At 32.6% G+C, this 20,468-nt stretch carries 21 protein-coding genes; 1 reads left to right on the plus strand and 20 read right to left on the minus strand.

What is annotated here, in order from left to right:
* Positions 1–124: 124 nt before the first annotated feature.
* The 19 genes from recO to lepA all read right to left on the minus strand — a co-directional run bounded on the left by recO (position 125) and on the right by lepA (position 18,819).
* Positions 125–871 carry a DNA repair protein RecO gene (recO, locus tag JV528_RS01690; RefSeq protein WP_014532636.1) on the minus strand — a complete coding sequence of 249 codons (747 nt, stop codon included), beginning with the start codon at positions 869–871 and terminating at the stop codon, positions 125–127.
* 27 nt (positions 872–898) lie between these two features.
* Positions 899–1,798, minus strand: a complete 900-nt coding sequence (era, locus tag JV528_RS01695; RefSeq protein ID WP_000134765.1) for a GTPase Era — start codon at positions 1,796–1,798, stop codon at positions 899–901.
* Positions 1,799–2,203 carry a cytidine deaminase gene (gene cdd, locus JV528_RS01700; RefSeq protein ID WP_000121871.1) on the minus strand — a complete coding sequence of 135 codons (405 nt, stop codon included), beginning with the start codon at positions 2,201–2,203 and terminating at the stop codon, positions 1,799–1,801. It lies immediately after the preceding gene.
* Positions 2,204–2,213: 10 nt separating this feature from the next.
* Positions 2,214–2,558 carry a diacylglycerol kinase family protein gene (locus tag JV528_RS01705; RefSeq protein ID WP_000819532.1) on the minus strand — a complete coding sequence of 115 codons (345 nt, stop codon included), beginning with the start codon at positions 2,556–2,558 and terminating at the stop codon, positions 2,214–2,216.
* A gap of 2 nt (positions 2,559–2,560) precedes the next feature.
* On the minus strand, positions 2,561–3,028 hold the full coding sequence (ybeY, locus tag JV528_RS01710; protein WP_000494130.1) for an rRNA maturation RNase YbeY: 468 nt from the start codon (positions 3,026–3,028) through the stop codon (positions 2,561–2,563).
* A complete protein-coding gene (locus JV528_RS01715; RefSeq protein ID WP_001117767.1) occupies positions 3,029–3,976 on the minus strand; it encodes a PhoH family protein in 948 nt (315 codons plus the stop codon).
* A 302-nt stretch (positions 3,977–4,278) separates the two neighbouring features.
* Entirely contained in the window at positions 4,279–4,977 is a 699-nt protein-coding gene (locus JV528_RS01720) for an SPOR domain-containing protein (protein ID WP_000110599.1), read from the minus strand.
* Between the two features lie 16 nt (positions 4,978–4,993).
* Positions 4,994–5,983, minus strand: a complete 990-nt coding sequence (gene floA / locus JV528_RS01725) for a flotillin-like protein FloA (RefSeq protein WP_000492112.1) — start codon at positions 5,981–5,983, stop codon at positions 4,994–4,996.
* A gap of 17 nt (positions 5,984–6,000) precedes the next feature.
* Complete coding sequence (locus JV528_RS01730; RefSeq protein WP_001802667.1) at positions 6,001–6,684, minus strand: NfeD family protein; 684 nt, start codon at positions 6,682–6,684, stop codon at positions 6,001–6,003.
* A gap of 243 nt (positions 6,685–6,927) precedes the next feature.
* Complete coding sequence (gene rpsU / locus JV528_RS01735) at positions 6,928–7,104, minus strand: 30S ribosomal protein S21 (protein WP_000048060.1); 177 nt, start codon at positions 7,102–7,104, stop codon at positions 6,928–6,930.
* 292 nt (positions 7,105–7,396) lie between these two features.
* Complete coding sequence (mtaB, locus tag JV528_RS01740; protein ID WP_000108667.1) at positions 7,397–8,743, minus strand: tRNA (N(6)-L-threonylcarbamoyladenosine(37)-C(2))-methylthiotransferase MtaB; 1,347 nt, start codon at positions 8,741–8,743, stop codon at positions 7,397–7,399.
* Positions 8,744–8,749: 6 nt separating this feature from the next.
* Positions 8,750–9,502: a 16S rRNA (uracil(1498)-N(3))-methyltransferase gene (locus JV528_RS01745; protein ID WP_001190122.1), complete on the minus strand. Its 753-nt coding sequence runs from the start codon at positions 9,500–9,502 to the stop codon at positions 8,750–8,752.
* A gap of 1 nt (position 9,503) precedes the next feature.
* On the minus strand, positions 9,504–10,442 hold the full coding sequence (gene prmA, locus JV528_RS01750; protein WP_001104616.1) for a 50S ribosomal protein L11 methyltransferase: 939 nt from the start codon (positions 10,440–10,442) through the stop codon (positions 9,504–9,506).
* Between the two features lie 3 nt (positions 10,443–10,445).
* A complete protein-coding gene (gene dnaJ / locus JV528_RS01755) occupies positions 10,446–11,585 on the minus strand; it encodes a molecular chaperone DnaJ (RefSeq protein ID WP_001119021.1) in 1,140 nt (379 codons plus the stop codon).
* A gap of 135 nt (positions 11,586–11,720) precedes the next feature.
* Complete coding sequence (gene dnaK / locus JV528_RS01760; RefSeq protein ID WP_204177151.1) at positions 11,721–13,553, minus strand: molecular chaperone DnaK; 1,833 nt, start codon at positions 13,551–13,553, stop codon at positions 11,721–11,723.
* Between the two features lie 68 nt (positions 13,554–13,621).
* Positions 13,622–14,248, minus strand: coding sequence for a nucleotide exchange factor GrpE (grpE, locus tag JV528_RS01765; protein ID WP_000182221.1), 627 nt, complete (start codon positions 14,246–14,248; stop codon positions 13,622–13,624).
* A 31-nt stretch (positions 14,249–14,279) separates the two neighbouring features.
* Positions 14,280–15,257: a heat-inducible transcriptional repressor HrcA gene (hrcA, locus tag JV528_RS01770; protein WP_000627144.1), complete on the minus strand. Its 978-nt coding sequence runs from the start codon at positions 15,255–15,257 to the stop codon at positions 14,280–14,282.
* A 100-nt stretch (positions 15,258–15,357) separates the two neighbouring features.
* Entirely contained in the window at positions 15,358–16,482 is a 1,125-nt protein-coding gene (gene hemW / locus JV528_RS01775) for a radical SAM family heme chaperone HemW (RefSeq protein ID WP_000218093.1), read from the minus strand.
* A gap of 513 nt (positions 16,483–16,995) precedes the next feature.
* Entirely contained in the window at positions 16,996–18,819 is a 1,824-nt protein-coding gene (lepA, locus tag JV528_RS01780) for a translation elongation factor 4 (protein WP_000368338.1), read from the minus strand.
* Positions 18,820–19,164: 345 nt separating this feature from the next.
* Here lepA and rpsT point away from each other — a divergent pair, with 345 nt between their 5' ends.
* Positions 19,165–19,416 carry a 30S ribosomal protein S20 gene (gene rpsT / locus JV528_RS01785; RefSeq protein WP_001274017.1) on the plus strand — a complete coding sequence of 84 codons (252 nt, stop codon included), beginning with the start codon at positions 19,165–19,167 and terminating at the stop codon, positions 19,414–19,416.
* 44 nt (positions 19,417–19,460) lie between these two features.
* On the opposite strand, the gene holA is transcribed toward rpsT, so the two are convergent.
* A complete protein-coding gene (gene holA / locus JV528_RS01790) occupies positions 19,461–20,435 on the minus strand; it encodes a DNA polymerase III subunit delta (RefSeq protein ID WP_001282570.1) in 975 nt (324 codons plus the stop codon).
* Between the last annotated feature and the right edge of the window lie 33 nt (positions 20,436–20,468).

Consider the following 20,468-nt stretch of genomic DNA (forward strand, 5'->3'; position numbering starts at 1 on the left):
TGGCTATATAATTTATAAAAAGAGATACTGGTTAGTAAAATTGCCAGTATCTCTTTTCTATTCGAAAAAGGTATTCAAATAAACACATCTATGTGGCTACTTGAATACCTTTTATTATTTTATGTTATTGTTCCAATCTTTTTAATTGGTTGATTAGTTTCTGACTTTTAAAAAACATACCTGCATATTCACGATATAACATTAAAATGATTTCTGACATTTCATCAATAATTTCTTGATGGATATTCAATGAATTCATTTTATCTATTGGTAATTTTTGTAATACATCTAATAAGTATAGTGTTTTATTCGATAATATAACTGCATGTACATCTTTAGAAGCCTCTTGCCTTGAAATCGCACCGTCAAATTTAAAACTATAGCCTATTAAATCAGCTTGTGTGTCATTACCACTCACAGCACAGCGATTAAATGATGCGGTAAAACCAAATCGTTTCATACACTTTAACATAACAACGACTGACATTAACTGTGCAGAAGTACCTGATTCTATTTTTTCAAGAACAAATTGTAATAATTGATAGTTATATGGTGCAATGTCACCTTCATCCATTGAGCGCTCAATAGTTTCAGCTGCCAGAGACGCATAACTGCTTACGTAAAGGTCCATTTGTAATTTATAATGTTGACTAATAACATCTACAGAATTTAACGTTCCCATACCTCGCCACTGATTGTAAATAAACAAACCATAAACAAACAATTGCGTTTGCGCTTGTAAACCCGTCTTAACTTTTTTAGCACGCCTTGCCATAAGTGGTACTTTTGCACCATGCTCATTTAAAATCGTAATAATTTTATCAGATTCACCATAATCAACTGCTTTGATGATAATCCCTTTTTGGCGCATTAACAATTATCTTCACCACTTTTAAGATTAATCTTGGTCTTCAACATAACCAATTTGGCGAATAAAGTTAACTTTGTTTCGCCAGTCTCTTTGAACTTTGACCCATAATTCTAAGTAAACTTTAGAACCTAGAAGCATTTCTATATCACGTCTCGCACGTTTTCCTACTTCTTTTAACTTTTTACCGCCTTTTCCAATGACAATTCCTTTTTGCGAATCTCTTTCAACATATATAGTTGCTTCGATATGAACACGATCTTCGCTTTCTTTAACCATACGGTCCACATTAACACCAATCGCATGAGGGATTTCTTCACTTGTAAGATGAAGGATTTTTTCACGAATGATTTCACCCACTACAAATTGTTCAGGATGGTCTGAAATTTGATCATCTGGATAATATTTAGGTCCTTCGGGTAAATACGTCTTTAATACATCAATAAAATGATCTACATTTAGCCCTTCTAATGCTGAAATAGGTACAATCTCTGTAAAGTCCATATAACTTTGATATTCTTCAATCTTTGGCATTAATTCATCTGGATGCACTAAATCTATTTTATTTAATACTAAAAATACTGGTGTCTTAACATTTTTCAACATTTCTATAATATATTCATCGCCTCGTCCAATTTCCTCATTGGCATTAACCATAAACATGATTGCATCTATCTCAGATAATGTATTTTTAGCGACTTTCATCATATAGTCACCTAATTTGTGTTTAGGTTTATGAATACCTGGCGTATCAATGAATATAATTTGCGCATCATCTCTTGTCATTACACCTTGAATTTTATTTCTAGTTGTTTGAGCTTTATCGGACATGATTGCTATTTTATGGCCAATCACTCTATTAACAAATGTTGACTTCCCTACATTTGGTCTACCTATAATTGAAACAAATCCTGATTTATGTTCTGTCATTTATTCTAAATCCTTTCCTGAAAATCCAAATGGTAGTAACTCTGCGACTGTCATCATAACCATATCTCCTTTATGATTTGTCATATACACAGGCATATCATCATCACATAATTCCTTCAAAACTTGACGACATGCACCACAAGGTGATGACGGTTTATCTGCATCTACGGTTACAGTTATTGATTCAAAATCACCTGGTCTGTATCCTTGAGAAATTGCCGATACCAAACTAGCTCGTTCAGCACATATCGATAATGGATAAGAAGCATTTTCTACATTGGTACCATAAAAAGTTCTACCATCTTTCGTTTTTAAATAAGCCCCTACTTTAAAATGACTGTATGGCGAATATGATTCTTGTTGTGCTTTTCTAACTTCTTGAAAATAATGAGGTTGATAACTCATATATGCCTCCCTAAAATAACGCTATAAAATGTGGTAAAAATACTATTAAACCTATAATAAATGCTAATATTGAAACTATAAGTACACTAAAAGCCGCTATATCTTTAGCGTATTTAGCTAAATCATGATATTCAACGGTCACTAGATCTACAACATATTCAATAGCAGTGTTTAAAGCTTCAACAGTTAGAACTAATGCAATAGCAATGAGTATAAATATCCACTCAATCCTATTAATATTTAGTACGAGACCAAAGACAATAGCAACAATCATTGCAAACACATGTAAAAGAAATTTATAGTCTTTTTGAATTAAGATTTTCAGCCCATCAAGTGCATATTTAAACCTTTTCATAATTAGTCTCGTGTTAATCCATATGCGTTTAATATTGTATCTTGTCGACCAAACATTTCCTTTTCATCCGCTTCAGTCATATGATCATAACCTAATAGATGCAAAAATCCATGTAATGCTAAAAATCCTAATTCTCGTTCAAAAGAATGTCCATAATTGTTTGCTTGTTCTTGCGCTACATCCGTACAGATAATTATATCCCCTAAAACACGTGGTATATCAAGACCACTAAAATCAATATCTGGCTCATCTTCTTCTAAAGCAAATGAGATTACATCTGTAACTTTATCTTTATCTCTATATGTTCGATTAATTTCTTGTATTTCTTGTTTATCTACAAATGTAACAGAAAGCTCAGCATCGTCTTCTATATGCTCTTCTTTTTTAGCAAATTCTAATAAATCTTCAATTTGTTTATACCAAGCATCTTTAACTAAGCCTGTGTGATCGCTAAAATCTATCGTAAACATTTAATTCTCTCCTTCATAATGTTCAATGATCTTACTTACCAATGGATGTCTTACTACATCGCTCTGATCTAATTTCAATATACTTATACCTTTAACGTTGTGTAACCTACTGACCGCTTCCTTAAGTCCACTTTTAACACCTTTAGGTAAATCTATTTGAGTTTGGTCACCAGTAACTACCATTTTTGAGCCAAATCCTAGTCTTGTTAAAAACATTTTCATTTGCGCATGTGTCGTATTCTGCGCCTCATCAAGAATTACAAATGCATCTTCTAATGTTCGTCCGCGCATATATGCAAGTGGCGCTATTTCGATAATGCCTCTTTCAATAAATCGCTCTGTTTGTTCACGCCCAAGAACAGTATATAGACCATCATATAAAGGTCTTAAATATGGATCTACCTTTTCTTTCAAATCTCCTGGTAAAAATCCAAGTGACTCTCCTGCTTCAACAGCAGGTCTTGTTAATACAATACGTTTAACAGCACCTTTACGGAGTTGCTTTGCTGCATAAACTACAGCTAAGAATGTCTTACCTGTACCAGCAGGACCTATACCAAATACTAAATCATTATTTTTCATGGCATTAACATATATACGTTGCCCCATCGTTTTCGCACGAATCGTCTTACCAAATGCATCTTTAGTTATCTCTTCATCATATAAATCTAACAGATGTTGAATTGTGTTATTATGCGCCATTTTAATAGCTGCTTCAACATCTTTAATTGTAATATTATTACCTAAATCAATAACCTTCAGCAAATTGATTAATACTGATTCCGCTTTTTCTACGTTTTCTATTTTTGTACCTTTAACGGCAACTTCTTGTCCTCTTGCATGGATGACAACATCGAAACTCTCTTCAATTGCTTTTAAATGTTCATCATTATTTCCAATTAAAGCTTGAGATTGGTTCATATCGTCTATTTGTATAATTCCAGGCATACACGCGCTCCTTTTCATATATCATTTATATTCATTCTATGATGCTTTAATATCTACTTAATTATATCATGCAATTGATTGATTTAAACATCTTTGCATTGACTTACTCATTTTTCTTTAATTTAAAATGATCATTTATACTTTTCACCTTGTCATAAAAGCAGATTCAATTTTAGACTAATCAATTTTTGTTGTAATTTAAATAACTAATATTTCTCGAAAGATTCTCTTTATTTTTCAATTATTCTTAACGTAAAAAAACAAGCAACTACCATTATGATAGTGCTTGTTTTCAAAAAATTTTATAATTGTTTTGGTTTAGCTAAAATTTCTGACCATATCATACCATTGATTACTTCATCTTTATCAAATTGGAACGCTGATTTAGTCAAATCTTTTTCGACATTTTGAGAATTAAGCAACTGCTTTAATTTCAAACGTTTTGTACGTTCAGATAAGTATTTATCCTCAATAATATCTCTAGCACTTTTTTCCATTTTAGCAATTTGCTTTTCTTTTTCTCTATCAATGTCAGTACGAATCGTTTTAATATCATCTCTAAGTGATTTTTCTAATTGACGTCTAATTTCGTCAGAATTATCTTGTCTAGAAGGTCTATGTTTCTGTTCCACCGGTTCTGCTTTAGGCACTGTAATTGGTTTCTCTGTCATCGGTTTTGTTTCATGTTGTTTTTTAGGTGCCATAGGTTCTACAACAGGCTTCGATTTAGGCTCTTCCTTTGGAAGTTCATCGAATAAAGGTGGTAACGTATCATCATATTTTCGTTTCGATGATTTCTTTTCTTCTTCATTTAATTCTTCACTTATTTCTTTAAACGTTCGCTCAATTTCTTCAAAAAAGCCACCTTTTTTTGGTTCATTATCGGTAGATGTTTTTTGAGGTGGCTTTTGATTTTGTCTATCTTTATGACTATTTTCGCGCATAGTAGTAATGATAGAAATGATCACTGATATGACAAAAATTAGAATACCGACACTCATTTAATCACCTCTCGACTTAATGTTCAGGTGACTCATCATCACTATGATCAGTTCGTTTATTAATTGCATTTCTCATGCCTGTATCAGCTTCGATATTTTTCAAATTATAATAATCTTTAACACTGATATTACCTGAACGTAATGCTTCAGCCATAGCTAATGGTACTTCAGATTCGGCTTCAACTACTTTAGCATGCATTTCTTGTACACGCGCTTTCATTTCTTGCTCAGTTGCCACAGCCATAGCTCTACGTTCTTCAGCTTTTGCTTGTGCAATATTTTTGTCTGCTAATGCTTGTTCAGTTTGTAAGTCTGCACCAATATTTTTACTAATATCAACGTCAGCAATATCAATTGATAAAATTTCAAATGCAGTACCTGAATCTAAACCTTTGCTTAATACTGTTTTAGAAATATTATCTGGGTTTTCAAGTACTTCTGTATGATGCTTACTAGAACCAATTGTTGAAACGATACCTTCACCAACACGTGCGATGATTGTTTCTTCACCAGCACCACCAACAAGTCGAGCAATATTAGCTCTAACTGTTATACGAGCTTTGGCTTTCACTTCAATACCGTTCATTGCTACACCTGCGATAAATGGTGTTTCAATGACTTTAGGATTAACAGACATTTGAACCGCTTCTAATACGTCACGTCCTGCAAGGTCAATTGCAGCAGCACGTTCGAAAGGAAGATCAATGTCAGCACGTTGTGCAGCAATATTAGCGTCAACAACTCTGTCCACATTTCCTCCTGCTAGATAATGCGATTCTAATTGGTTTGTTGTTAATGCTAGTCCTGCTTTATGCGCTTTAATTAATGGCGCTATAACTTTTCTTGGAGATACACGACGTAAACGCATACCAACCAATGTACCTATACCAACATGAACGCCAGCTGCTAACGCTGAAATCCATAAACCAATCGGTACAAATGAGAATAAAATAAGTAATGCAACTACTATAATAACTGCTATTACGATAAAACTTAAACTAAACATGGTATCGCTCCTTTTAATTAATCTACTTCCCTCACAACTACTCTTGTTCCTTCAACTTCAAGGATTTTTACCGTTTTATTGCGTAAAATAAAGTTGCCATCTGAAACAGCATCAATACGTTCATTTTCACAAAAAATAATCCCTGCTGGTCGAAGATCTGTAACTGTTTGAGCAGTCTTTCCTACGAGGTGCGAGCGGTTATCATGAGAATTGTAACCTGACTCAGAATTAGTTGAATCTTTTAAGATAACTTTATCCAAAAACGGAATCTTTCTGTTGAAAATCTTCACTAATATCACCCATTCTACAATCGTTAAAATCAAGGCAACGATAACATTCGCAAGCATAAATAGCAAATTATCACCGAGCGTTGTTATGCTTATAGTTATCAGTATCATGCCAATAATACCAATTACTGCACCAACTACAAATAATTCAATTACAACTAATATAACGCCAATTGAGAATATTAAGATAGAATGCATATTGACATTTCCTTGGATTAGAAATCCCAAAAATAAAATAAGTAATGATAATGTGGCGATAATACCAGCTGCATTGATTTTTTTAGAGTAAAGTTGATATACAAATCCTAAGAATGTCAAACAGGTTAATATTAACGTAAAAATAGGTTGAACAATTATATTACTAACTTGTTCAACCCAAGTATCTCCAGCCGTTGATTCCAAGATAGTCGTCATTTGTAAAAAATTATTATAACTCACAATTTCACCTCGCCCTCACATTAATTATACATGAAATTGAATATACTTTATAGTTATAAGAACCTATAGAATATCAATTTGATTATTTATAAACTATATAACTTTTTTTAATTAAAAATTGACAACAAAAAAACATCACATATTAGTGTCAGACACTAACTTGTGATGTTTATTTTATATAATTAATATTCGTGTTGAGGGAGTCAACAGAGGTATTAATTATTTGAATTTACGTTTACGTGCAGCTTCTGATTTCTTTTTACGTTTTACGCTTGGTTTTTCGTAAAATTCACGTTTACGTACTTCTTGGATTGTTCCACTTTTAGAAACTGAACGTTTAAATCTACGTAACGCATCTTCAAGTGATTCATTTTTACGTACTACTGTTTTAGACATCTGTATTTCCCTCCCTCCAAATATCAACGGAACTTTATAGTCAATTGCACAGTAAAACTATGCATTTATAAGTATAATATATCTGTAATTTATGGTCAATTAGTAAATTGTTTTTTATTTGAAACATATTTCACATCAAAATCACAAAGACTTTTAGATTTTGTTCTAAAAATCTCTTAATAATTTATTTAATGAGAAGAGTTGCTTATATAGTAAATTGTGAAGCCGTTAAAACAACTTTACAAAACCTATATCTTTAGTACGGAACCTTATGGTATGAATCAAGGAATACTTAAACTAAAACTTCTCTATCAGATTTATTTGTTGCAAAATCAACAACTTTAATTGCTTGCCCTTCATTTAATGGATAATTTGCTTGCGTAATTTTAACTTTTACAATTTGACCTATGAGTGATTCGTCACCTTCAAATTGTACTTTCATATAATTATCTGCATATCCAACTAATGTACCTTCTGTGTCACCCTGTTCCTCAGGAATTACTTCAAGCACATCTTGATCAAATTTAGACGCATATAACTTTCCGAGTTGATTGCTTAGCGTAATTAACTTATGCACGCGTTCATTTTTAATTTCTTCATCAATTTGGTCATCCATTCTTGCAGCTGGCGTGCCAATTCTAGGAGAATAAGGGAAAACATGCAGTTCAGAGAACTTATGCTTTACGATAAAATCATATGTTTCTTGGAACTCAGCTTCAGTTTCACCTGGGAAGCCAACAATTACATCACTCGTAACTGCCAAGTCTGGTAAAGCTTTATGCAATTTTGTTAATCGTTCTGAAAATCTATCCATTGTATACTTACGTCTCATACGTTTTAATACTGTATCTGAACCAGATTGTAATGGAATATGCAAATGACGCACAACTTTTGTTGAACGTTCTAAAACGTCAATTACTTCATCTGTAAGTTGACTTGCTTCAATTGAAGAAATTCGAATTCGTTCTAATCCATTAATCGTTTCAAGATCACGTAATAATTGGGCCAAGTTATAATCCTTTAAATCTTGACCATATCCACCTGTATGAATTCCCGTCAATACAATTTCCTTATATCCTGAATTCACTAGTTGCGTCGCTTGTTCAACTACTTTTTCCGGATCTCTTGAACGCATTAAGCCACGAGCCCATGGAATAATACAGAATGTGCAGAAGTTGTTACAACCTTCTTGAATTTTTAATGACGCACGTGTTCTATCTGTAAAATAAGGGACATCTAATTCTTCATATTTACGATTTTTCATGATATTTCCAACACCATTAATTGGTTGGCGTTCTTTACGGAATTCGTCAATGTAACCTAATAGTTTATGTCTATCTTGTGTACCAACTACTACATCGACACCAGGAATTTCCATAATTTCAGCTGATGAAGTTTGCGCATAACAACCTGTTACACAGATTACAGCATCAGGATTTTGTCTTATTGCACGTCTAATAATTTGACGACTTTTTTTATCACCTGTATTCGTTACTGTACAAGTATTAATAACAAATACATCAGCATTCGCTTCAAAGTCAACGCGCTCATAGTTTGCTTCTTTAAATAATTGCCAGATTGCTTCAGTTTCATAATGGTTTACTTTACAACCTAATGTGTGAAACGCAACTGTTGACATAAATATTCACCCCATTAATTCTTTTTCATAACTTATTGCACTTAACGCATACAATGGCGCAGTTTCTGCCCGTAAAATTCTCGGTCCAAGACCAACAACTGTACTAGTATTACTAAATAATGAAATTTCATTTTCTGACAAACCACCCTCAGGACCAAAAATCATCAACACTTTATCCTGAGCCTTGAATTGTTGTAAAGTTTGCTTGAAATTGCTTAACTCACCATCTTTTGCTTCCTCTTCATATGCAATAAGAATATAGTCATAATTATCAATAGTATCACAAATTAATTTTAAATTCGACTCGAATTGAATAGATGGAATCACTAAACGATAGCTTTGTTCAGCAGCTTCTTTAATTATTTTTTGCCAACGCTCTATCTTTTTGGCAACTTTCCCCTCGTTTAATTTAACAATTGAGCGTTCCATGCTAACAGCTATAAATGATGAAGCACCCAATTCAGTAGCTTTTTGCAGCAACCACTCATATTTGTCAGCTTTAATTAGCCCACTGCAAATCGTAACATCAACTGGCAATTCTGTATTAATATTTTGTTTTTCTTTTAAATCAACTGCAATTTTATCACTTGTTATATCAGCAATTTCACATAAATAAACTGTTTGATCATTAAAAGTTAAAATAATTTTACTACCAACATCATATCTCATTACATTTGTTATATGATGAATATCTTCTTTTTTTGTAATAAAAAAACGCTGACTTACATCAGCGTTTTGGTCTATGAAATAACGTTGCACATTATTCACTCACTTTCTGGCCAACAAGACAAACCCAACCGTTGTCATGTTGTTCTGAAATAATTTTAAAACCTACACGCTCCATATGTGACTGTATACCTTCATACTTCTCTTTTATAATACCAGAAGTAATAAAATAACCGCCTTCATTTAGAGTATTATAAGCATCTTCAATCATTTCATCAATAATATGCGCTAAAATATTTGCTATTACAATATCAAATTTTTCTGTTTCGTCTTTCAATAAGTTACCTGGAACAGCTTCAATTAACGTTTCACAATGATTTCTTCTGAAGTTTTCTTTAGCTACACTCACTGCCATTTCATCAATATCCAACGCTTTAATACGTTTTACACCGATTAGATGACTTGCAATACTTAATATACCTGAGCCAGTACCAACATCAATTACTGAATGCTGTGGCAATACATATGTTTCTATTGCCTTCAAACACATACTTGTAGTCGGATGATCGCCTGTTCCAAAAGCCATACCTGGGTCGAGCTCAATGCAAAGCTCTTCATCCGCTTCTTTAGCATATGTTTCCCAACTAGGGACTATTGTGAACTTCTTCGACGCTCGGAATGGATGGAAATAGTTTTTCCATTCATTTTCCCAATCCGTTTCTGCAATGATTTGCTCACTGAATTGAACGTTTTGTTGATCAAGTTCATCTAAATTTAATAACTCATCTTTAATTCGCTGTCGCAACTTATCATCATAAGTCATCTCATTAAAATAGGCTTTCAATCTTACTCCCTTATCTGGATAATCCTCTTTTTTCAAAGCGTAAATTTCACCGTATTTATCTTCTGGTTGATTAATTAAATCATCTGAATCTTCTATCACGACACCATTTGATCCATGATTTTCAAGTATATTGGTAGCCAATTCTACTGCTTCATGATTAATAATAATTGAAAGCTCTGTCCAGTTCATACTTTATTCTCCCTTAAAGAATCTTTTTGCTCTATCTTTAAAATTCGAAGGTTGTTCATTAATTTCTTCACCATTTAATTGGGCAAATTCTTTCATTAGTTCTTTTTGTCTATCTGTTAATTTAGTAGGTGTTACTACTTTAATATCAACATATAAATCTCCGTATCCATAGCCATGAACATTTTTTATACCCTTTTCTTTTAAGCGGAATTGCTTACCTGTTTGTGTACCAGCAGGGATTGTTAACATAACTTCATTATTTAATGTTGGTATTTTTATTTCATCGCCTAAAGCTGCTTGTGGGAAGCTAACATTTAATTTGTAATAAATATCATCACCATCACGTTTAAATGTTTCAGATGGTTTAACTCTAAATACTACGTATAAATCGCCAGCAGGTCCTCCATTCACGCCTGGAGAGCCTTCACCAGCTAATCTAATTTGTTGTTCATTGTCGACACCTTCAGGTACTTTCACTTCTAATTTAACTGTTTTATTTTCAGTACCTTTTCCGTGACATGTTGGACAAGCTTCTTCAAATTCTTGACCACTTCCATTACATTTAGGACAAACTTGTTCAGTACGAACTCTACCTAAAATTGTATTTTGTTCTACAGCTACATGACCAGCGCCATTACAGTAACTACAAGTCTTTTTACTTGTTCCAGGCTTTGCACCATCACCATGACATGTTTCGCATGTTACATCTTTACGGATTGAAATTTCTTTTGTTGTACCAAATACCGCTTCTTCAAATGTCAATGTCATTGTATACTGAAGATCATCACCTTTTTGCGGTGCATTTGGATCTCTTTGTCTGCCGCCACCGAAGAAAGAGCTAAAGATATCTTCAAAACCGCCGCCACCGAAGCCACTAAAACCGCCAAAGTCAGAGCCATTGAATCCTTGTCCACCAAAACCTTGTGGCCCGTCATGTCCAAATTGATCATAGCTTGCGCGTTTATTATCATCACTTAAAACTTCATAGGCTTCAGAAATTTCTTTAAACTTTTCATCTGCACCTTCTTCTTTGTTAATATCTGGATGATATTTTTTCGAAAGCTTTCGATACGCTTTTTTGATTTCATCTTTTGAAGCATCTTTACTAATGCCTAAAACTTCATAATAGTCTCTTTTGGCCACAGCTATCTCTCCTTTTCTTAATTAACTCATATAGTTTAACGTAATATGTCATACTATCCAAATAAAAAGCCAAAGCCAATGTTCTATTGACTTTGACTTTTCAGATCATGACAACATTCTAATTGTATTGTTTAATTATTTTTTGTCGTCGTCTTTTACTTCTTTAAATTCAGCATCTTCTACAGTACTATCGTTGTTTTGACCAGCATTAGCACCTTGTGCTTGTTGTTGCTGTTGAGCCGCTTGCTCATATACTTTTGCTGATAATTCTTGAATCACTTTTTCAAGTTCTTCTTTTTTAGATTTAATATCTTCTATATCTTGACCTTCTAAAGCAGTTTTAAGAGCGTCTTTTTTCTCTTCAGCAGATTTTTTATCTTCTTCACCGATATTTTCGCCTAAATCAGTTAAAGTTTTTTCAACTTGGAATACTAGGCTGTCAGCTTCGTTTCTTAAGTCTACTTCTTCACGACGTTTTTTATCTGCTTCAGCATTAACTTCAGCATCTTTTACCATACGGTCGATTTCTTCGTCTGATAATGAAGAACTTGATTGAATTGTAATTCTTTGTTCTTTATTTGTACCTAAGTCTTTTGCAGTTACATTTACAATACCGTTTTTATCGATATCAAACGTTACTTCAATTTGAGGTTTACCACGTTCAGCTGGTGGAATATCAGTCAATTGGAATCTACCAAGTGTTTTATTATCCGCAGCCATTGGACGTTCACCTTGTAATACGTGTACATCTACTGATGGTTGATTATCAACTGCAGTTGAATAGATTTGAGATTTAGATGTAGGAATCGTAGTGTTACGTTCAATTAACGTATTCATACGTCCACCTAAAATTTCAATACCTAAAGATAGTGGTGTTACGTCTAATAAAACTACGTCTTTAACGTCACCTGTGATAACGCCACCTTGGATTGCAGCTCCCATTGCCACTACTTCGTCTGGGTTTACACCTTTGTTAGGTTCTTTACCGATTTCTTTTTTGACAGCTTCTTGTACCCCTGGAATACGAGTTGATCCACCAACTAAGATAACTTCATCGATATCTGAGTTTGTTAAGCCAGCGTCTTTCATTGCTTGGCGTGTAGGTTCCATTGTTCTTCTAATTAATGAATCTGATAATTCCTCAAATTTAGAACGAGTTAAGTTTACTTCTAAGTGTAATGGACCGTTTTCACCAGCTGAGATAAATGGTAATGAGATTTGAGTTTGTGATACACCTGATAAGTCTTTTTTAGCTTTTTCAGCAGCATCTTTCAAACGTTGTAATGCCATTTTATCTTGAGATAAGTCTACGCCATTTTCTTTTTTGAATTCTGCAACTAGGTAGTCAATAATTACTTGGTCAAAATCATCACCGCCAAGTTTGTTGTCACCGGCTGTTGATAGTACTTCGAATACACCGTCACCTAATTCTAGGATAGATACGTCAAATGTACCGCCACCTAAGTCAAAAACAAGAACTTTTTCATCTTTGTCAGTTTTGTCTAAACCATATGCTAATGCTGCAGCTGTTGGTTCATTAATGATACGCTCAACTTCTAAACCAGCAATTTTACCAGCATCTTTAGTTGCTTGACGTTCAGCATCGTTAAAGTATGCAGGTACTGTAATTACAGCTTTGTCAACTTTCTCACCTAAATAGCTTTCAGCTGTATTTTTTAAGTTTTGTAAAATCATAGCTGAGATTTCTTGTGGTGTGTATGATTTACCTTCAATATCTACTTTATAATCAGTACCCATATGACGTTTAATAGATTGAACAGTATTTGGGTTTGTAATAGCTTGACGTTTAGCTACTTCACCAACTTGAGTTTCTCCATTTTTGAAAGCTACAACAGATGGTGTTGTACGTGAACCTTCAGGGTTTTGAATTACTTTTGGCTCATCGCCTTCTAATACTGTTACACATGAATTTGTTGTACCTAAGTCTATACCAATAATTTTACTCATAATAAAATTCCTCCATTTAATCATTAAATTAATTTGATTTTAAACAATGTCGTTTCGCCAAATTTATGTTATTGGTTTACTTTGACCATTGATGGTCTTAATACTCTATCTTTCAGCTTGTATCCTTTTTGTAGTTCTTGAGTGATTTCGCCAGATTCAAAATCAGGGTTATCATCTTGAACTACAGCTTGGTGAATATTTGGATCAAATGCTTCACCTTCAGTTTTAATAACTTCAAGACCATTATCTTTTAATGCGTTAATCAAACTTTCATGCACCATTTGTACACCTTTTTGAAGAGATTTAAAAGTCTCATCATCACCTTCAATTTGAAGTGCACGTTCTATATTGTCTATTGCTGGTAAAATATCTGTTAACACACGTTGTGCTTGATATGTTTTATTTATTTCATTTTCTTTTTGAATTCTACGCTTATAATTTTCAAACTCAGCGTAGAGCCTTAAATATTTCTCTTCGTTTTCATCTGCTAATTGTTGAAGTTCATTAATTTTTTGATCTTTTGGATCTATTTCTTCAATAACATTCTCGTCAGACGTTTCTTCTATTGCTTCATCTTGTAAATGACCTTTACTTTCTTCAGTTTGTTCAACTGAATCATCAATATTTTGTTTGACGTTTGTTTCTTCAACTGTTGATTCAGTGTTTTTTTCAACTGATTCGTCTTTATTTGTCATTTTCTGTCCTCCAATACTTTCTAATCCATCATTACCAAATTCTATTTAATAATTGAATGACATTTTGATAATGCATAGCTGTAGGTCCAATCACAGCGATTTGACCTTTTAACGTTTCATCAAAATGATATTGACTTGTTACAATTGAAATATCACTTAAGCTGTCATCAATTTCATTACCAATTTTTACATTAATATTTGGTGAAGATATATCTTGTAATAATTCTGCAATTCTATTTGATTCTATATATTGTAGAATGGGCTGAATTGAAGATACATTACTTTCATTCAATGCATCAATAAGTTTAACCTTTCCACCCATATAAATGCTATTACTTTGATTAGAAATATGATTATTCATCGTATTTATCAATTTATTGATAAATATTTCTTCCTGCTCTGATTGAACAAAAGAGACAATATCATCTTGTAAATTCTGATTAAACTCAGTTAGTTTGTTAGTAACAAAATTTGATATTGTATTTAGTTTATCATTACTAAACGGTATGTCTGAAGCAAGATGTACATGCTCAACATGACCTGATGAAAATACGATAACCATTATAACTAAATTAGGATTAGCACGAATCAAATGTACATTATTGATAATATCTTGTTTATGATTAGGATGAACAACTAAAGTTGTATATTGAGATATATTTGATAATTCATCTGCAAAATATGTCAATGCTGATGATACATCATATTGATTCTCAACTAACAATTGATTTAATCGTCTTAATTTATTTGTTTTTTGATGAGATGTTTGTTCAAGTAAACGATTGACATAATACCTAAAACCTAATTGCGATGGCGAACGCCCTGAAGAACTATGTGTCTTTTCGATATAGTTTAAATCTTCAAGCTGTTTCATCTCATTTCTAATTGTAGCAGGACTAACATTCAAGTTATGTCGCTCAATTAGTGTTTTAGAACCAACGGGTTGTCCAAAATCAACATAATCCTCAACAATTGCGTTTAATATACTCAATTGCCTATCTGTAATCATGTTTTCACCTCATTAGCACTCACTTATCTCAAGTGCTAATTATAATTTATCAAATTGGTCAAAGTAAGTCAATGTTAAAGGCTCGAAATTTCAATTTTTTTTAATCATTTATTAGGAAAGCTTCAAAAACCTCATTACCAATGACTTTCCCTCGATTTGTAAGTGCAATCGCATCGTTCTTTTCTACAATTAATTTCTTCTCTTTTAAATTATTTATTGTTTGACCAAAGACACTTTCAATAGATTGGTCAAACTTCTTTTTGAACCTTCTACTACTCACACCTTCATTTAAACGCAACCCAAGAAACATTTCTTCTTCCATTCTCTCAGTCAAAGAAGGTTTATTTGATACTAAAATTGCTTTACTTTCTTTATTTATAGCTTTGATATAATGATTCACTGGATTGATATTCGTATAACGAACACCATCTACATAACCACTTGCACCTGCTCCAAATCCATAATATTCCTCATTAAACCAATAAACCTTATTATGTTCTGATTCATGGCCATCTAATGCAAAATTAGATATTTCGTATTGATGGAAAGGAGATTGTTCTATCTTAGACATCAGCAACTGATACATGTCAGCACCTAAATCCTCATTAGGAAGTTTGAGCAAGCCTTTTCTATACATATTATAAAATTGGGTTTTAGGTTCAAGTATTAAGCCGTAACTCGAAATATGTTGAATATCCATATCTAAAGCTAGATCTAAACTTTGTTCAAAATCTTCAATCGTCTGTTTCGGTAAATGATACATTAAATCTAAACTGATTGATTTAATACCTGCGTTTTTAGCATTTAACACCGAAGTGTAAATATCTTCAGTATTGTGCGTTCTACCTAAAACAGACAATAACTCCGGCTTGAATGTTTGAACGCCCATTGAAATTCTGTTTACTCCATATTTCTCTAATAGTTGGACTTTCTCTTTAGTTAACTCATCAGGATTTGCTTCAAATGTATACTCGCCTGTGATTGTAAACGTATCACGTATTGCTTTAAGTAATCTTTCCAACTGATTAATAGAAAGGGCCGTTGGTGTGCCGCCACCTACATACATGGTCTTTAAGATCCTATATTTTGCTGTAGACATTTCTGTGATTAGTGCATCTAAGTACTCATCTACAGGTTGATTCTGTATAAAATATTTATTGAAATCACAATATGTACATATTCTTACACAAAATGGAATATGTATATATGCACTTTGTACCGTCATTTTAATGCCCCGCTTCTCAGACTTTTTATCCAATCGGCTATATCCTGTTGGACTATCTGCAATTATTCTTACTTTTAACTTTAACGTTTAATCAATGATTGTCTAATATATCGATTCATTTTAATATTTATAAATGTTAAGAGAGAGTGAGATAGAAATAATAAAGAACCACTAATGATTTATTATGTAGTGGCTCTTACACATTAGCCAGAGGTAATATGTACTTAAAAATAGAATTACATGAGTTAAACTCATGCATAAGGGAGTGGGACAGAAATGATATTTTCGCAAAATTTATTTCGTCGTCCCACCCCAACTTGCACATTATTGTAAGCTGACTTTTCGTCAGCTTCTATGTTGGGGCCCCATTGTTATAAGCTCATTTTAACTCTGTCGATGACTGCCAATATAACATTGTAAAGCCCAGGACGTTAATTTATCCTAGGCTCCCGCTTTTTAGTTATTAAACTTTATTCATTGTTAATTGTTAATTGTTAATTAATTTTTTAAAAATTATTCGTCATCCATTTTCAATACAGCCAAGAAAGCATCCTGTGGAATTTCAACATTACCAACTGCTTTCATCTTAGCTTTACCTGCTTTTTGTTTTTCAAGTAATTTACGTTTACGGCTTATGTCACCGCCATAACATTTAGCTAAAACATTTTTACCCATTGATTTAATATTTGTACGTGCTACAATTTTTTGTCCTATTGCAGCCTGTACAGGTACTTCAAATTGCTGTCTTGGAATTAACGTTTTAAGTTTTTCAACTAATGCTTTACCACGTTCATATGCAAAATCTCTATGAACTATGAAGCTTAGAGCATCCACTTTATCACCATTTAATAAAATATCCATCTTCACTAAATTACTTTCTTTATTTTCGATGAACTCATAATCAAATGATGCATATCCTTTGGTATTAGATTTAAGTTGATCGAAGAAATCAAATACAACTTCAGCTAAAGGTAATTCATAAACAATATTTACACGAATATCATCTAAATAGTCCATATTTATAAATTGTCCACGTTTACGTTGACATAATTCCATTACTGCACCTACATAGTCATTTGGAACCATCATAGTTGCACGAACATATGGCTCAAATATTTTATCAATTTTATCACGATCTGGCATTTGTGCTGGGTTATCAACCGTCACTTCTGAACCGTCCCTTAAAATACATTGATAAATTACAGATGGTGCGGTTGCAATTAATTCAATGCCAAATTCTCTTTCAATTCTTTCTTGAATTATTTCCATGTGTAACATACCTAAGAAACCAGTTCTATAACCAAAACCTAATGCTTGTGATGATTCAGGCTCGAATTCTAATGATGCATCATTCAATTGTAATTTTTCTAATGCTTCTCTTAAATCATTATAATTTTTGTTATCTATCGGGAACAGTCCACAATATACCATTGGATTCATTTTCTTATAACCTTGCAATGGTTCTGATGCAGGTCTACTAGCTAATGTGATTGTGTCACCAACCCTAGAATCATCAACATTTTTAATACTTGCAATAATATAACCAACATCACCAACTGTTAATTCATCAACTGGAAGCTGCTTAGGTGTATTAATTCCAACTTCTGTTACTTCGAACTCTTTACCAGTGGCCATCATTCGAATTTTATCTCCGGCTTTAACAACACCGTCTACAATTCTTATCGATGAAATTACCCCTCTATATGGATCATACTCAGAATCAAAAATTAACGCTTTTAGTGGTGCTTCTGGGTCACCATCTGGAGCTGGCACAACTTCAACTATTTTCTCAAGTATCTCTTCAATTCCAATGTTAGATTTAGCACTTGCTAAAACAACATCATCTTGGTCTAAACCTATCATATCTTCAATTTCTTGTTTCACGCGTTCAGGTTCTGCAGCAGGTAAATCAATTTTGTTAATAACAGGCAATAATTCTAACTCATTATCTAATGCCAAATAAACATTTGCTAATGTTTGTGCTTCGATACCTTGAGCCGCATCTACTACTAAAATCGCGCCCTCACAAGCTGCCAAAGAACGTGACACTTCATATGTAAAATCGACGTGTCCAGGCGTATCGATTAAATGGAATGTATAAGTATTTCCATCTTTAGCTTCGTACTTTAAACGTACTGCGTTTAATTTGATTGTAATACCACGTTCTCTTTCTAAATCCATTGAATCTAGTAACTGATCTTGCATGTCTCTTGTTTCAACTGATTTGGTATTTTCTAAAATTCTATCAGCCAATGTAGATTTTCCGTGGTCAATATGTGCTATAATCGAGAAATTCCTTATATTCTCTCTTCTTTTTAAGCGTTGCTCATTATCCATTTTATCCTTCTCACTTTCATAAAATAAACCCGTATTATCTTTCGCATCTTTGATATAATAACGTTTTTAATAGGTAAATGCAAACGCCATAATCTTGGATGAACTTTGAAATTATAACAATCTTTATTTAAATACATACTTGCGATATGTTAATATGTTAATTACGTACTTATAATTATAAAACGTATTGATTGTGTTTCCAACACAATTTATTAAATCTGCAAAATTTTAAGCTAACCCCATCAAATAAATGATTGCACAACGGTTAGACTTTTGTTAAAATATTTCTTGTTGTAATCAAATAAAATTTTGATAAGATGAACTCACTTTTAGGAGGTGACAGAAATGGCAAATATCAAATCTGCAATTAAACGTGTAAAAACAACTGAAAAAGCTGAAGCACGCAACATTTCACAAAAGAGTGCAATGCGTACAGCAGTTAAAAACGCTAAAACAGCTGTTTCAAATAACGCTGATAATAAAAATGAATTAGTAAGCTTAGCAGTTAAGTTAGTAGACAAAGCTGCTCAAAGTAATTTAATACATTCAAACAAAGCTGACCGTATTAAATCACAATTAATGACTGCAAATAAATAATCTTTTTAAATAAAAGTTCAAGCGCATGCTTGAACTTTTATTTTTTATAAAGATAGAATGAATAATTCCAGTATTAACTGTTTATCCATATATGATGATTTAAGTTTATAATCAGTTTCCGCACAAGCATCTATAATATTCAATAATTCATCAAGTTGATAATGTCTTACTTGTCCTAACGCTAATTTTACTCTGTATGGATGTACGCCTATTGTTTTAGCAATTTGCTGTCCACTATATCCTTTTTGACTCAGAATCTTACATTGATAAAATAATCGGTAATTACTTGTAATTAGTGCAAGTAATTTAATAGGTTCTTCTTTCATAGTTATTAAATCTTTTACTAAATGAATTGCTTGTTCTTTCTTTCTTTTCTGAATGTATTCAGTCAGTAAAAATACATTTTGCTCTAAACTTCTATTAATAATTTGGTTAACATCCTGCTTATTGATTGTTGGTCTATCGCCTAAAAATAAAATCAACTTTTCTATCTCTTGTGAGACAATATTAAAGTTAATACCTGTCAACTCAATAAATAAATCTAATGCATCTCTTTTGATATCTTTGAAATTCTCATTTAATTTACTTTGAATCCATTTTTTTATTTCTTCTTCAGACATTTGCTCTATTTTTTTAAGCCTTGCATGCTTTTTTAGAGTTTTAGTTAACTTTTTTCTTTCATCAAGTTTATTTTGATATATCTCAAAGACAATCAAATTTTCGCCATCATATTTTTCAATAAATTCTATTAATTGATCTACATTGTGAGCCATATCTTTTGGCGATTTTTCACCTGTAAATATATATGCATTTTTAACCAAAATTGCTTTTTTATCTGAAAAGAAAGGCAATGTTAATGTTTCTTCAACAATTGGTGCAATCTCTGTTTCGTATAAATTATATTTCACAAAGTTAAAGTCATCTCTATCACTTTTCAAAAATTGTGATATGATTTCTGCACTTTGTTTTTCAACCAATTCAGGCACATCTCCATAAATAGCTACAATATTGTCGCTCATTCATTACACCCTTTCATTCGTTTGACACATCAA

The organism is Staphylococcus sp. GDB20D11A (genome assembly GCF_016893255.1).
Taxonomy (GTDB): domain Bacteria; phylum Bacillota; class Bacilli; order Staphylococcales; family Staphylococcaceae; genus Staphylococcus; species Staphylococcus aureus.

Coding starts and splice junctions, on each gene's coding strand:
- lepA (WP_000368338.1), bottom strand. CDS start 18,819: ATGGATAATGAGCAACGCTTAAAAAGAAGAGAGAATATAAGGAATTTC.
- JV528_RS01715 (WP_001117767.1), bottom strand. CDS start 3,976: ATGCCTGGAATTATACAAATAGACGATATGAACCAATCTCAAGCTTTA.
- JV528_RS01730 (WP_001802667.1), bottom strand. CDS start 6,684: ATGACGACTATCTTGGAATCAACGGCTGGAGATACTTGGGTTGAACAA.
- floA (WP_000492112.1), bottom strand. CDS start 5,983: ATGTTTAGTTTAAGTTTTATCGTAATAGCAGTTATTATAGTAGTTGCA.
- recO (WP_014532636.1), bottom strand. CDS start 871: ATGCGCCAAAAAGGGATTATCATCAAAGCAGTTGATTATGGTGAATCT.
- rpsT (WP_001274017.1), top strand. CDS start 19,165: ATGGCAAATATCAAATCTGCAATTAAACGTGTAAAAACAACTGAAAAA.
- holA (WP_001282570.1), bottom strand. CDS start 20,435: ATGAGCGACAATATTGTAGCTATTTATGGAGATGTGCCTGAATTGGTT.
- mtaB (WP_000108667.1), bottom strand. CDS start 8,743: ATGTCAACAGTTGCGTTTCACACATTAGGTTGTAAAGTAAACCATTAT.
- dnaK (WP_204177151.1), bottom strand. CDS start 13,553: ATGAGTAAAATTATTGGTATAGACTTAGGTACAACAAATTCATGTGTA.
- hrcA (WP_000627144.1), bottom strand. CDS start 15,257: ATGATTACAGATAGGCAATTGAGTATATTAAACGCAATTGTTGAGGAT.
- prmA (WP_001104616.1), bottom strand. CDS start 10,442: ATGAACTGGACAGAGCTTTCAATTATTATTAATCATGAAGCAGTAGAA.
- era (WP_000134765.1), bottom strand. CDS start 1,798: ATGACAGAACATAAATCAGGATTTGTTTCAATTATAGGTAGACCAAAT.
- grpE (WP_000182221.1), bottom strand. CDS start 14,248: ATGACAAATAAAGACGAATCAGTTGAAAAAAACACTGAATCAACAGTT.
- JV528_RS01720 (WP_000110599.1), bottom strand. CDS start 4,977: ATGAGTGTCGGTATTCTAATTTTTGTCATATCAGTGATCATTTCTATC.
- hemW (WP_000218093.1), bottom strand. CDS start 16,482: ATGACGGTACAAAGTGCATATATACATATTCCATTTTGTGTAAGAATA.
- ybeY (WP_000494130.1), bottom strand. CDS start 3,028: ATGTTTACGATAGATTTTAGCGATCACACAGGCTTAGTTAAAGATGCT.
- cdd (WP_000121871.1), bottom strand. CDS start 2,203: ATGAGTTATCAACCTCATTATTTTCAAGAAGTTAGAAAAGCACAACAA.
- rpsU (WP_000048060.1), bottom strand. CDS start 7,104: ATGTCTAAAACAGTAGTACGTAAAAATGAATCACTTGAAGATGCGTTA.
- JV528_RS01705 (WP_000819532.1), bottom strand. CDS start 2,558: ATGAAAAGGTTTAAATATGCACTTGATGGGCTGAAAATCTTAATTCAA.